Origin of the sequence: Leptotrichia massiliensis (genome assembly GCF_900104625.1) — a bacterium.
GTDB lineage: Bacteria > Fusobacteriota > Fusobacteriia > Fusobacteriales > Leptotrichiaceae > Leptotrichia > Leptotrichia massiliensis.
The window spans coordinates 68,217-82,494 of record NZ_FNVZ01000003.1 but is presented as its reverse complement, the minus strand read 5'-3'; the positions used below and the strand labels follow the sequence as shown (position 1 = coordinate 82,494).

Sequence of the window (14,278 nt, the reverse complement as noted above, 5' to 3'; positions counted from 1 at the left end):
GAGAATATGCTTAAAACTTCTTAAAATACAATTGTTAAAATTAGAAAAAATAAAAGTTGAAAAAAAATAGAAAAATTTTCTTTTTTTGGAAAAAATGTGGTATAATTTGATGTATGCTCAAACCTTTTTAAAATTAAATAAACTTAGGGATTGAGTAAATTATGAATTAAAAACATTATAATGATAAATAGAATAGATGAATATATTGGAGAGAAAATTGGAAAAAAGTTTTAAGGATAATTTGCTGACTGCTGATGAAATGAGAAATGAAATAGTGAGATTGCAGAAGGCTGGAAAAAAGGTAGTTTTTACTAACGGGGTTTTTGATATTTTACATGTTGGGCATTTGACTTATCTGGAGGAAGCCAGAAATTTAGGCGATATTTTGGTTGTAGGTGTAAATAGCGATGCTTCAGTTAAAGTGAACAAGGGAGATAAAAGACCTATAAATAGTGAAACAAATAGAGCATTTGTGCTTTTGGGTACAAAATTTGTAGATTATACAGTAATTTTTAATGAAAAAACACCAGAAAAACTGCTGGATATTTTAAAGCCAGATATTCACGTAAAAGGCGGAGATTACAAAAAAGAAGACTTGCCAGAAACAAAAGTTGTTGAAAAAAATGGAGGAGAAGTAAAGATTTTATCCTTCGTGGATAATATTTCCACAACTGAAATTATTAATAAAATTATTGAAGTGTATAAAAAATAAAAAATTTTAAAAATTATAGAAGAAATATTTGTTAATGAAATATATTTTTATTTAATACTAAATTTCATTTAAAAATAAAAATTTATTTTTATAATAAGGTTGTTTAATAACTAATTTATAATCATTCAACTAAATTATTTTTATATTTTGATTAATAGATATTTTTCATATTACTATGTTTTTTCTTTTTTTATTTTTGTAGGATTGCTCATTGCCGCAAATCCTACGACCTATGGCTAGTCTACGACATTTTCCTGCACTGACAAAAAACTCGCTATGCTCAAACAGTTTTGTCAGCACAGAAAAATGCTCCGACAGATTAGCTAAATTAGACTATATTAAAAAAATGAAAATTATATTTTAATTATTTGAAAATATTAGGTTTATATCCTTTAATTAGAAAAGTTTTTAATAAATTCGTTATTTAAATGGACTTTAGTATAAAAATATAATTTAATTGAAATTTAGAAGTGAGAAAAATTATGAAAAAGAAAATATTGACATTTGATAAGATAGATGAATTAGCAAAAAAATTAGCAGAAAAGTTAAAAAACGGAGGTTGTCTAGGACTTATTGGAGATTTGGGAGCGGGGAAGACTACGTTTACTAAGAAGATTTGTGAATGTTACAATGTTACAGAGAATGTGAAGAGTCCGACGTTTACTTATGTGATTGAGTATAGTTCTGGAGATATGCCTGTGTATCATTTTGATGTTTACAGGATTAATGATTCTGAAGAGATTTATGATATTGGGTTTGAAGATTATATTGGGGAAGATGGAAGTGTTGTGATTATTGAGTGGGCGGACAAGATTTTGGATGAGATGCCTGAGGATGCGGTGTTTGTTGAGATAAATCATTATTCTGATACGGCTCGTGAAGTTTCTGTTTATACGCTTAAAAATGATAAAAAAATAGATTTTGAAATTGAATAATTTAATTTTTAATAGTTTAATTTTAAATGGGTTTGAGCAAGTGAATAAAAATGAAAATGGAGAAAAATATGTTGATATTTGCGATAACGACTACAACTAAGCTGGCTGGATTGTCGCTTTATGAGAAAGATAAATTGCTGGGGGAAATACATGTGGAAATGGCAAAAACACATTCTACTACGATTTTGGAGCAGATTGACAGCCTTTTGAAATGGACAGGGAAAAAGCTAGATGAAATTGAAGATGTAATTGTTTCGATAGGACCAGGTTCGTTTACAGGGGTTAGAATAGCAATTTCAGTTGTAAAGGGGCTTTTTTTTGGACGGAATGTGAATTTTTATGAAGTGAATGAGCTGGATGCACTTGGATTTCAGGGGTATTATAATTTGAAAACAAGTTTGGGAAATGATGAAGATGTGAAAATATATTCGATGATTGATTCACGAAAGGAAAAGATTTATTGTGCGGGTTATGAAACTTCAAGTGAAAATAAACTAAAATTGGTAAAAAATTATGAAGTTACAAAACTTGACAATGTAATTGATGAAATAATTGAAAATAAGGGAAATAATAAAAAAGTTTATCTAATTGGGGACGCAGTTTTTAATTATAAGGCTAAGATATTGGATAAATTGGGAAATTGTGTAAAAATATTTGAAGATAAGAATTTGACAATTAATACAACGACATTTGTGCAGATGTTTTTGGATAAAAATTTGGAAAATGCTGGTGTGATAAGAAAGACTGATATTTTTAATCTGAAACCAGATTATCTGGAGAAATCACAGGCGGAAAGGGATAAGAAATAATGCTGAAAAATTTTTTTAAATTTGGAAAAAAGAAAAAAGATGAAGACCAGAAGGACACTTTGGAAAATCAGATAGAAAAAGAAATTGAGGAAAGCCAAAGTGAAATAGATAAAATTAAAGCTGAAACTGAAAAGGAAATAAAAGAAACAGCTGAAGAAATTTTAGGAAAAAATGCTAAAAAAACTGAAAATAATGAAAAAAGCTTTGAAACTGAAACAGAAAAAATTGAAGGTACAAAAATAGAAAAAATAGAAGAAACATCAGATGAAAAAACAAAAATCAAACCTAAATTAAAGCCTTTAAAAGATAGGCTGGCAACTCCAAAAAAAGGATTTTTTGGAAAATTGAAGGAAATGCTTTTGGGTAAAGCGATAGATGACGATTTGTACGAGGAACTGGAGGAGTTGCTTATTCAATCAGATATTGGAATGAATATGACAATGCAGCTTGTGCAAGAGCTGGAAAAATCAGTTTCACGAAAAAAACTGAAAACGTCGGAGCAAATTTACGATGAATTAAAGGAATTGCTTAAAGCAAAACTTATTTACAATGATGAAAACAGCACAAAATTAAAATTACAGGATGGAAAGCTTAATATTCTTTTAGTTGTGGGAGTAAATGGTGTTGGAAAGACTACGTCCATTGGGAAAATAGCGAAAAAATTGAAGGATAGCGGGAAAAAGGTTATTATTGGGGCTGGAGATACGTTTAGAGCCGCTGCGATTGAGCAAGTTGAGGAATGGGGAAAACGGACTGGAGTGGAAGTTGTAAAGCAGGCACATGGGAGCGATCCTGCAGCTGTAATTTTTGATACAGTAAAAACTGCTAAAAATCGTGGATTTGATGTGGCAATACTGGATACGGCTGGAAGACTTCATAATAAACGTGATTTGATGAAGGAACTTGAAAAAATAAATAAAATTATACGTGAACAGTCTGGAGAAACGGATTTTGAAACTTTGCTTGTAATTGACAGCACAACTGGGCAGAATGGATTAGAGCAGGCTAGAATATTTAATGAAATCGTAGATTTAACAGGAATTATTTTGACAAAATTTGATGGGACAGCAAAAGGAGGGATTATTTTTCCAATTACAGAAGAGCTGAAAAAACCGATTAAATTTATAGGTGTCGGAGAAGGAATCGAGGATTTAAGGGAATTTGATACAAAGGAATTTGTTGAAGCTATGTTTGATTAATAAAAAAAGAAAATTGAAAAGGAGAGGAAATTATGAACACATTAGCAAATGAATTAAAAGAAAAAGCAAAAAAATTGAACAAGACAATCATTTTACCTGAAACAGAAGATGAGAGAGTTTTGCGGGCAACAGAAAAAATCATTAATGAAGGAATTGCAAAAATAGCGCTGGTCGGAGATGAGAAAAAGTTAAAGGAAAAAGCAGCTGAACTGGGCGTTTCGTTGGAAGGAGCGATTTTCTATAATCCTGATTCGTGTGCAACAATTGACGCTATGTCGGAACTTTTGAGAAAAAGAAGAGAGAAAAAAGGTATGACATTAGAAACTGCAAAAGCAACACTTATGTCAGATCCAAGATATTTTGCGGCAATGCTTGTACATCAAGGAAGAGTTGATGGAATGGTAGCAGGTTCAGCTTCACCAACAGCCCATGTTTTAAGAGCGGCAATTCACATAATTGGACCAAAGGAAGGACTAAAGACAGTATCGAGTTCTTTTATTATGATAACAAATACGCCTGAATTTGGCTACAATGGGACATTTGTATACTCAGATGGTGGGGTAATCCCTGATCCTACGGCTATGCAGCTTGCGGATATCGCTATTTCTGCAGCGGAAAAAGCTAAATTCACTGCTGGAATAAAAGAGCCAAAAGTAGCCTTTTTATCATATTCTACAAAGGGAAGTGCAGATGGAGTGTCTGTAAGCAAAGTTAGGGAAGCTATCGAAATTTTAAAAGTTAGAAATGTTGATTTTGAATTTGATGGGGAATTACAGCTGGATGCTGCGATTATTCCTGAAGTAGCTGCTGCAAAAGCACCTGGATCAAAAGTGGCAGGGCAGGCAAATGTATTGATTTTCCCTGACTTGGATTCAGGAAATATCGGTTATAAATTAACACAGAGATTGGCCAAAGCAAAAGCATTAGGACCTTTAATTCAAGGATTGGCACGTCCAGTTCACGATCTTTCAAGAGGATGCAGCGTGGAAGATATTGTGGAAGTCGTGGCAATTACTGCCGTTGAATCAGAAATGTAAAATAAAAATATAAATAAAAAATTTGGAGGGAAAATTATGAAAGTTTTGGTAATAAATTGTGGGAGTTCATCAGCAAAGTTTGAACTTATTGACATGACAAATGAGCAATCGCTAGCTAAAGGAAATTGTGAAAGAATAGGAATTGCAAATCCTATTTTCAGTTACAAAAATTTATTGACTGGGGAAAAAATTGACAAAATGGAAGTTCCTATGGAAAATCACACAATTGCGGTGGAACTAATTTTACAGACATTACAGGATGAAAAAATAGGAGTAATTTCAAGCGTGGATGAAATTGATTCGATAGGACATAGAATTGTCCATGGTGGAGAATATTATGAAAAATCGGTAATTGTAGATGACGAAGTTATGAAAAATCTTGAAGAAATAGCACCACTTGCACCTTTACATAACCCAGCGCATATAATGGGAATAAAAGTTGTTCAAAAATTGCTTCCAGGTAAAAAGAATGTAGTTGTATTTGACACGGCTTTCCATCAAACAATGCCAGGAAAAGCATATATGTATCCATATCCTTATGAAGACTATACTGATTTGAAAGTTAGAAAATATGGATTTCACGGGACTTCTCACAGATATGTAAGTGAAGTGGCAAGAGAAATGTTAGGAAAAGAAGATTCTAAAATTATAGTTTGCCACCTTGGAAATGGAGCGAGCATTTCAGCAGTTCAGAATGGTAAAGTTGTAGATACATCAATGGGAATGACCCCGCTTGCAGGAGTTATGATGGGAACAAGAACTGGAGATGCAGATCCCGCGTCTGTCATTTATATAATGAGAAAAAGAGGTCTTTCTTTGGATGAAATGAATACGAGAATGAATAAGCAGTCTGGAATTTTGGGAATATTTGGAGAAAGTTCAGATTTTCGTGATTTAGATACAGCAAGAAGATCAGGTAATGAGAAGGCTATTTTAGCTTATGAAATGTTCTGTTACAGAATACAACTTTATATCGGAGCTTATGTTGCAGCGATGAACGGAATTGACGCAATCGCATTTACAGGTGGAATAGGGGAAAATTCAGTTGGAGTAAAACAGCATATTTGTGAATCGCTTTCATATTTTGGAATTGAACTGGATGAAGAAAAAAATGCACAAAGATTGCCAGGAAATGTTGAATTGTCAACAAAAGATTCAAAAGTTAAAATTTATAAGATTGAAACAGCAGAAGAACTTGTAATTGCAAGGGATACTTACAGATTAACAAAATAAAAAAACAGCCAGACTTTATAGTTTGGCTTTAAATAATTTTTAAATTATAAAGAAAAGAGGAAAATAATGGCAACATTAAATATAATTTATTATACAGGTACTGGAAATACTGAAGATATGGCAAAATACATTGGCGAAGGAGCAGAAAATGCTGGAGCTGTTGTAAAACTAATAAATGTGGAAGAAGCTGATGAAAGTGCAGTAAATGCTGATTTTGTAGCATTTGGTTCGCCAGCTGGAGGAGCTGAAGAAGTTGCACCTGAAATGGTAGAATTTATCGAAGGAATAAAAGACAAAATTTTTGGAAAAACAGTTGGACTTTTTGGATCTTATGACTGGGGACAAGGCGGCTGGATGGAAACTTGGCGTGAAGAAATGATTGCTGAAAATCTTTCAGTTGTAAATGACGGATTGATAATTCATTTGTCTGTTGATGATGATGAAAAAATTGAAAAATGTAGAGAATACGGAAGAGCAATTGTTGGATAATATAAAAACATAAAATACTATAACCTTTGAGCAAAAGTTTATAATAATTTTTTGTGAATTATAAATTTGGAGGAAAAATTGGGAAATATATTAATACAACTTGGTATAATGGTTTTTGTTGGAACATTAATAGGATGGTTTACAAATTATTTGGCAATAAAGCTATTATTTAGACCTTATAAGGAAGTAAACTTTCTGTTTTTTAAAATACAAGGATTAATTCCTAAAAATCGAGACAGAATATCAGAAAACCTTGCTGAAACAATTGAAAAGGAGCTTATTTCAGTAGAACATATTACAGCAAAGCTAAAAGACAGTGATGTTATCAATGATGAAGTTTTAAATAAGCTATTGGATAAAATTATAGGAGAAAAGCTTAAAAACAGTGTGTTAGAAAAAAATCCTCTATTAAAAATGTTTTTAAATGATTCATTAATTGAAAAAATAAAATCATATTTTAAAAAGTCGATTTTGGAAAACAAAGAGGAAATAGTGGAAGAAATAATAAAAATAGCAGAAGACAAAATAGACTTCAAAGAAATTATGCTGGAAAAAATGAAAAATTTTTCATTAGAAGAAATGGAAAAAATCATTTTGTCTGTGTCTAAAAATGAATTGAAACATATTGAGATTATTGGTGGAATATTAGGAGGAGTAATTGCATTATTTCAGTTTTTCATAATGTTATTACTAAAACAGATATAAAATTTTTAACGTAAGGGCATCAGTCGCCATGCCCTTACAACCCAGCTCGTCTAAGCATTTTTTGAAAATAAAAATTAAACTCGCTTCGCTCAAACAGTAATTTTTATTTCCAAAAAATCACGACACTTTATGTTTAATCATAACAATTATTTTGATAAAGATTCAATAGATAAATTTATTATTTTAATAATCATAAAAATTTTTGTTATAAGATTAAAATTCGATAAGCAGAGAGAGTTCGTGGAACTTTTGTCATTAGTATTAGGTTATAACTAGTTAATCGTATTAAATTAATCATTATTGTGAAAAAAGGATATATCCTTGTAATTTAGAAAAAGAAATAACATGTAAAATATCTATTAACAAGAATTCTTTTTATAAAATTTAAATAAAAATAACTAAACTAGAGTATTTAAGAAATTAATTTATAAATAAAAAAAATTAGATAAAGAAATAAAGAAGAAATATTGAGGAGAAGGAATGAATGAGGAAAGAATATTGGAACCTAAGGAATTAGGGGAGGACAATATTCAAAGAAGTTTACGGCCAAAAACTTTTAAGGAATATATTGGCCAGAAAGATTTGAAAGAAAAAATGAATATATTTATAAAAGCTGCTAAAATGAGGAATGAATCGCTTGATCATATTTTATTGTATGGGCCTCCAGGATTGGGAAAAACCACGCTTGCAGGAGTTATTGCCACAGAAATGGGAGTGAACTTGAAGATAACGACAGGGCCTGTACTGGAGAAAGCGGGAGATTTAGCGGCTATTTTGACGTCTTTGGAGGAAAATGATATTTTGTTTATTGACGAGATTCATAGATTGAATACATCAGTAGAGGAAATTTTGTATCCTGCAATGGAAGATGGGGAACTGGATATTCTTATTGGAAAAGGTCCATCTGCGAGAAGTATACGTGTGGAATTGCCACAATTTACGCTAATCGGTGCGACAACAAGGGCAGGACAGTTAAGTACGCCGCTTCGTGACAGATTTGGAGTTACTCATAGGATGGAATATTACCAATTGGAAGACTTGAAGGAAATTATACGAAGAGGGGCAAATATTCTGAATATTTCCTATGATGAAGACGGAATTACAGAAATCGCCAAAAGAAGCCGAGGAACTCCTAGAATAGCAAATAGATTATTGAAAAGAGCAAGGGACTTTGCATTGGTGGAAGGTTCAGGTATTTTGGAAAAAGAAAGCGTTGATGGGATTTTGAGGCTTTTGGGAGTAGATGATAACGGACTTGATGAATTAGATAGAAATATTTTGCTTTCAATTATAAATGTGTACAACGGAGGACCTGTTGGAATTGAGACATTGTCACTTTTACTTGGGGAAGACAGACGAACGATAGAGGAAGTTTATGAGCCATATTTGGTAAAAATAGGGTTTATAAAAAGAACGCCACGTGGTAGAGTTGTGACAGAATTTGGATATAAACATTTAGGAATTGAAAAAATATTTAGTAAAAAAGAATAAAATGTGGTAATATTATTTTGAAACAAGACTTATAAAGTTATGATTATTTTTGTACGCTCTAAATCTTTGAAATTTTTATGTAGATAAGAATTGGAGATTTTAAAATACGATAGAAAGTAAAAAAATGAGGTGAAAAACTGTTGTTGACAGTAATAGCGGAAAAAGAAAATATTGATGAAAATAATAGAAAGATTCTGATAAGAGATAAATCAGACTGCAATCATATCCAAAATGTTTATCGTCTAAATATAGACGATGAATTACGGATAATTGATGGTGAATATGAATATTTTACGAAAATTATTGAAATTTCAAAAAAGGAAATCGCTGTAAGAATATTGGAAAAAAAAGAAGACAGCTACTCTTTAAATGTAAATATTGATGTTGCAATGGGAATTTTGAAAAATGATAAAATGAATCTGGCAATACAGAAACTGACGGAAATTGGTGTAAATAGCATAATTCCCTTAAAAACTGAACGAGTTGTTGTAAAAATTAATGAAAAAAAAGAAAAATGGGATGTAGTTGTAAGGGAAACACTAAAACAATGCAGAGGAATAAAATTTACTGAAATTACACCTGTGAAAAAACTTGCAGAAATTGATTATTCTAAATATGATAAAATAATATTTGCTTATGAAAATAGTGATGAGTCAAAATCCTTATCAGAAATAATAGAAAAAGAAGATAAAAATATTTTATATATAATTGGTCCAGAAGGCGGAATCACACAAGAGGAAGTTGATTTTTTAAAAAATAATAAGGCGATAGAAATTAGTTTGGGAAAACGTATTTTAAGGGCAGAAACTGCGGCAATTGTGGTGTGTGGCATTATTGCCAATTTTTATGTGTAATTTTTTATTTTGATAAAATGTAAGAAATAAATTGAAAATTAGTCAAATATATAATATAATATACCTTAGTAGTGGTATAGTAATAATTTTTTATAAATATATCCAAATAAGATTTCTTACATATAAAAGTTTAAAATAAGAATAGGTTTAATAAATGAAAATAATGCTAAAAAAGAAAGGAAATTTAGAGGATGAGTGAAGTAAATAATAATTATGAAAAGGAAGTTCAAGAGATAATTGATATTATGGAGGACAAAAAGGCACAGGATATAAAGGTTTATGACATGAGAAGAAAATCGCCATTTTTTGATTATTCGATTTTGTGTACAGGAAGTTCTTCTAGAAATATTGAAGCAATAGCAACTGATATAAAGAAAAGTCTTGAGAATGTCAAAAGTGTGGAAGGGCTTGAAGAGGCAAACTGGGTTTTGATTGATGCAGGAGATTTAATTGTTAGTGTATTTAGCAAAGATGCTAGAGAATATTATAGATTAGATGATTTTTATAATGGTGTAAATGAAGAAAATACTGAAGAATAGATGATAATCAATGAAGAGGAAATTTATGAGAGAATTAGATAAAGAAGAAAAAAATATACGGTTTATAGTCTTTCTTGTTCTTGTAGCAGTGGTTTTTTTACTGTTAGTAGCAAGATTATTTACATTACAAATATTAAATGCTTCTGAGTATGCAGAACAAGCATTACAAAATAGAATTAGAACAAATGTAATAAAGGCTACACGTGGAGAAATTTACGATAGGGAAGGAAAATTACTTGCAAAAAACACAACAGGTTATCAAGTAATACATTCTCATACGCAACCATTAAGCCCTAAAGATGTAGCATTATTAAAAGAAATAAAGAATATGACGCAAGAACAGATAGATGCGAGACTTTCTCAAGAACGAAAAGCGGTTGCAGAACGTATAAAGGAAACAATAGGCGATATAAAGAAAATAAGTCAGATAACAGGTTATCAAGTTGATTATTTGATTGACAGATTTTTTAAGCAGCAAAGAATGGGAACAGATAAAAAAATTCTTGTTATTGAAGATTTAGAAAAACAAGTTGCATTAAGAGCAATTGAAAAAATTGATAATGATAGAATTGATATTGTAGAGTATAACAAGAGATATTATCCTGAAGACTCTCTAGCTTCGCATGTGATTGGGTATGTAAAGCCAATCAGTGAAAAGGAATTTAAGGATTTGGAAAAAGAAGGTTACAGAAATAGTGACTTGATTGGGAAAAAAGGTGTAGAGCGTTCATATGATAAGGAAATGAAAGGTCAGGATGGAAAGGAAAATGTCGAAGTTGATGCCAAAGGAAATGTTATAAGACAAATGGAAACAACTGAAAGTGTCGCTGGAAAAAATGTCTATTTATCACTTGACTTGGAATTGCAAAAATATATGACAGATGCCTTTACAGGAAAAAGTGGAGTATTTATTGCAATGGAGGCAAAAACTGGGAAAATTATTGCATTTGTAAGTAATCCTGAAATCAGTTTGAATTTATTGAGTTCAAGAATACCTGACAATCAGTGGAATGAACTAGTAAATTCAAAAGCTAAGCCACTTGTAAATAAAGGTATTGCTGGACTTTATCCTCCAGGATCTACTTTTAAAGCGATAATTGGAATGGGTATCTTAGAATCAGGTATTTCACCATATGCAACAGTAACTTCAACAGGACAATACCGATATGGGAAATTAATATTTAGAGATTCTCATAAATATGGACATGGAGTAACTAACTTTGCAAAATCTATTGAACAATCTGTAAATACATATTATTATGTTTTCTCTCAAAAAGCTGGAGTAGAGAAGATAGTAAAATATGCAAAAGAATTTGGAATAGGGTCTAAAACTGGAATTGATATTCCGGGAGAACTAGCTGGAACTTTACCAAGCCCTGAATGGAAGAAAAAAAGATTTAAGAAGAAACAGGATCAGCGATGGCTACCTGGAGATTTGATAAATATGTCGATAGGACAAGGTTATGTGCTTGCAACTCCTATTCAAATTGCTTCTGCCTATCAGGCTATCGCAAATAATGGAGTTCAGTTAAAACCTACAGTTGTGGACAGATTTGTAACTTATTCAGGAAAAGTTGAAAATAATGCGCCAAAAGTTGTTAGAAAACTAAATGTAAGTTCAAAAAACTTAAAATTAATGCAAAATGCCTTAAGATTACCTGTAAGCGGTTATGGAGGAACTGCAAAACTGTTAAGAATTGGAGGCTATCCAGTTTCTGCAAAAACAGGAACTGCACAAAATACAGGATTTGTAGATAATCACTCATGGATTGTGGGATATTTTCCATCAGATAATCCTCAAATTGTATTTTTGTCCATTGTAGAAGGTGGAGGATATGGAGGAGTGGCTTCTGGAAATATGGCACTTAAATTTATTTTGAAATATAGAGATAAATATGTGATAAAAAAAGCACAACAGGAAATATTGAAAAAACAAGAAGAAGAAAAGAAAAAACAACAGGAAGCAAATAATAATAAGAATTTAGCAAAAAGATAAAGTATGAAAATAAAAAATATAAAAAAGAAGGAGGTGTTTACTAAATGTCAGAAAAAGAAAAAGCTGAGTTTGGTAATCAAACTTTTAAAAGAAATTTTTCAAAAAAAGAAGATATTAATAAAATAAAATCAGGAATGAAAAGATTTAGAAAAAAAAGTACGAACAGAAGACATTTAGATGAAAAAAATGAAACACGTTATATTCCAAGAGTAAATGACAGGAATAGACACATAGACAGAAAAGTTGATGGAAAAGAAAAAGAAGAGAAAATGTATGTAATCCCACTTGGAGGAATTGAGGAAGTTGGGAAAAATATGACAGCTTTTCAATATAAGGATGAAATTATTGTAGTGGATGCAGGTTTAACTTTTCCTGAGGATGAGCATTTAGGGATAGATGTTATCATTCCAGATTTTTCATATCTGGAATCAAATAGACATAAAATAAAAGGTCTACTTTTGACTCATGGACACGAAGATCACATAGGGGCAATTCCTTATTTTTACCAAAAATTAGGGACAGAAAATATTCCGATGTATGGTGGAAGATTGACACTTGCACTTGCAAAGGCAAAATTTGAGAAAAAAGATGCAAAACTTCCAAAAGAAAAAGTAATTAGCGGTAGAACAATCTTAAAAGTATCAAAATACTTTACAGTAGAATTTATAAGTGTAACACACAGTATTGCAGACTGTTATGCGATTTGTATAAAAACTCCTGCAGCAACGATTTTGCATTCTGGAGATTTTAAAGTAGATTTAACGCCAGTTGATGGAGAAGGATTTGATTTTGGAAGATTGGCTCAATTAGGTGAGGAAGGTGTTGATTTACTGCTTTCAGACAGTACAAATGCACAAGTGCCTGGATTTACACCATCAGAAAGAACAGTTGGGGAAAGTCTGAAAGATGAGTTTGTAAAGGCTAACGGAAGAATTATTTTGGCGGCATTTGCTTCGCATGTGCATAGATTGCAGCAAATTGTAAATATTGCAGAAAAAAATGGAAGAAAAATCGCAATTGATGGAAGAAGCATGGTAAAAATATTTGAAATCTGTTCAAATCTTGGGTATTTGAAGATACCAAAAGATATAATGATTGATATTGATAAAGTTGAAACTTATCCAGCTGATAAAGTACTTATTTTGTGTACAGGAACACAAGGAGAACCACTTGCAGCACTTTCAAGAATAGCTAATGGCACACACAAATATATCTCATTAAGGGAAGGGGATACAGTTGTAATTTCAGCAACACCTATTCCAGGAAATGAAAAGGCTGCGACTAAAAATATAAATCAGCTTATGAAACGTGAAGCAAACGTTGTATTTGAAAAAGGAATCGGGATACACGTATCAGGCCATGGTTGCCAAGAAGAGCAAAAATTAATGATAAATCTTGTAAAACCTAAGTTCTTTTTGCCTGTACATGGTGAATATGCAATGATAAAAAAACATAAGGAACTGGCAATGGCTGTTGGAGTACCTGAAAAAAATGTTATTTTGTCAGAAAATGGTGCAAAATTAGAATTATCTAAGAGTCAATTTAGAAACGTTGGAAAGGTACCTAGTGGTGCAACATTTATTGATGGATTTGGAATCGGAGATATTGGAAATGCTGTGTTGAAAGATAGACAAAATTTGGCAGATGATGGAATAGTAATCATTTCAATTTCTCAATATAAAAATGGGAAATTTAATAAACAAGTTGAGCTTGTAACACGAGGTTTTGTGTATAATAAAGATGCAGAAAGTTTATTGTCTGAAACAAAAGAACTAGTTAAGATGGAACTTAGCAGTATGGAAAACGAAGGAATAAAAGAGATTGGTAAGATTAAACAGAGAATAAGAGCAAAAATAGGAGAGTTCCTAAATAAAGAAACAGATAGAGAGCCTATTATTTTACCAATTATAATGGAGGTTTAGAATGATACAGCTTTCAAGTAAAGAGAGAGCTTTTTTAAAGAAATTAGCACATAATCTGGATCCAATTGTAAGAATTGGGAAAGATGGAATTGATGAAAATGTATTAAAATCAATTTCTGAAGTTGTGAAAAAAAGAGAATTGATAAAGGTAAAAATCTTGCAAAATTCATCAGTTGAATTTGACAGGGAAATGGCAACTGAAATTGCTCAAAAAACAAAATCAGTATTTGTAGATAAAATAGGAAGTGTGTTAATATTTTTCAAGCCTAAAACTACAAAGGATGCAAAAATTACGCCTGAATTTAATGAATTTAGAAAAAGTAAAAAAAATAAAAAGTAAATTTTTTAAGGAAAATA

General features: G+C 31.2%; 14 protein-coding genes. All 14 read left to right on the top strand.

What is annotated here, in order from left to right; translation table 11 throughout:
* Positions 1–259: 259 nt before the first annotated feature.
* The 14 genes from rfaE2 (at position 260) to yhbY (ending at position 14,261) form a co-directional block, all read left to right on the top strand.
* Positions 260–712 (top strand): D-glycero-beta-D-manno-heptose 1-phosphate adenylyltransferase, encoded by a 453-nt coding sequence (gene rfaE2, locus BQ5344_RS01215; protein ID WP_205407985.1) that lies wholly within the window; start codon positions 260–262, stop codon positions 710–712.
* Positions 713–1,194: 482 nt separating this feature from the next.
* Positions 1,195–1,647, top strand: a complete 453-nt coding sequence (gene tsaE, locus BQ5344_RS01210; RefSeq protein ID WP_071123840.1) for a tRNA (adenosine(37)-N6)-threonylcarbamoyltransferase complex ATPase subunit type 1 TsaE — start codon at positions 1,195–1,197, stop codon at positions 1,645–1,647.
* Between the two features lie 50 nt (positions 1,648–1,697).
* Positions 1,698–2,456 (top strand): tRNA (adenosine(37)-N6)-threonylcarbamoyltransferase complex dimerization subunit type 1 TsaB, encoded by a 759-nt coding sequence (gene tsaB / locus BQ5344_RS01205; protein ID WP_235846085.1) that lies wholly within the window; start codon positions 1,698–1,700, stop codon positions 2,454–2,456.
* A complete protein-coding gene (ftsY, locus tag BQ5344_RS01200) occupies positions 2,456–3,655 on the top strand; it encodes a signal recognition particle-docking protein FtsY (RefSeq protein WP_071123838.1) in 1,200 nt (399 codons plus the stop codon). Before tsaB ends, ftsY begins: the two co-directional genes overlap by 1 nt.
* A 32-nt stretch (positions 3,656–3,687) precedes the next feature.
* Positions 3,688–4,692: a phosphate acetyltransferase gene (gene pta / locus BQ5344_RS01195; RefSeq protein WP_071123837.1), complete on the top strand. Its 1,005-nt coding sequence runs from the start codon at positions 3,688–3,690 to the stop codon at positions 4,690–4,692.
* 36 nt (positions 4,693–4,728) lie between these two features.
* Positions 4,729–5,925 carry an acetate/propionate family kinase gene (locus BQ5344_RS01190; RefSeq protein ID WP_071123836.1) on the top strand — a complete coding sequence of 399 codons (1,197 nt, stop codon included), beginning with the start codon at positions 4,729–4,731 and terminating at the stop codon, positions 5,923–5,925.
* A 66-nt stretch (positions 5,926–5,991) separates the two neighbouring features.
* Positions 5,992–6,414 carry a flavodoxin domain-containing protein gene (locus BQ5344_RS01185; RefSeq protein ID WP_071123835.1) on the top strand — a complete coding sequence of 141 codons (423 nt, stop codon included), beginning with the start codon at positions 5,992–5,994 and terminating at the stop codon, positions 6,412–6,414.
* Positions 6,415–6,492: 78 nt separating this feature from the next.
* Positions 6,493–7,119, top strand: a complete 627-nt coding sequence (locus tag BQ5344_RS01180) for a DUF445 domain-containing protein (protein ID WP_036069890.1) — start codon at positions 6,493–6,495, stop codon at positions 7,117–7,119.
* Positions 7,120–7,599: 480 nt separating this feature from the next.
* On the top strand, positions 7,600–8,610 hold the full coding sequence (gene ruvB, locus BQ5344_RS01175; protein ID WP_071123834.1) for a Holliday junction branch migration DNA helicase RuvB: 1,011 nt from the start codon (positions 7,600–7,602) through the stop codon (positions 8,608–8,610).
* 140 nt (positions 8,611–8,750) lie between these two features.
* Positions 8,751–9,464, top strand: a complete 714-nt coding sequence (locus BQ5344_RS01170; RefSeq protein ID WP_071123833.1) for an RsmE family RNA methyltransferase — start codon at positions 8,751–8,753, stop codon at positions 9,462–9,464.
* A 191-nt stretch (positions 9,465–9,655) separates the two neighbouring features.
* Positions 9,656–10,003: a ribosome silencing factor gene (rsfS, locus tag BQ5344_RS01165; RefSeq protein WP_071123832.1), complete on the top strand. Its 348-nt coding sequence runs from the start codon at positions 9,656–9,658 to the stop codon at positions 10,001–10,003.
* Positions 10,004–10,028: 25 nt separating this feature from the next.
* Positions 10,029–11,999, top strand: coding sequence for a penicillin-binding protein 2 (mrdA, locus tag BQ5344_RS01160; protein WP_071123831.1), 1,971 nt, complete (start codon positions 10,029–10,031; stop codon positions 11,997–11,999).
* Between the two features lie 44 nt (positions 12,000–12,043).
* On the top strand, positions 12,044–13,921 hold the full coding sequence (locus tag BQ5344_RS01155; RefSeq protein ID WP_071123830.1) for a ribonuclease J: 1,878 nt from the start codon (positions 12,044–12,046) through the stop codon (positions 13,919–13,921).
* 1 nt (position 13,922) lies between these two features.
* Positions 13,923–14,261, top strand: a complete 339-nt coding sequence (gene yhbY, locus BQ5344_RS01150) for a ribosome assembly RNA-binding protein YhbY (RefSeq protein ID WP_026745188.1) — start codon at positions 13,923–13,925, stop codon at positions 14,259–14,261.
* The last annotated feature ends 17 nt before the right edge of the window (positions 14,262–14,278 follow it).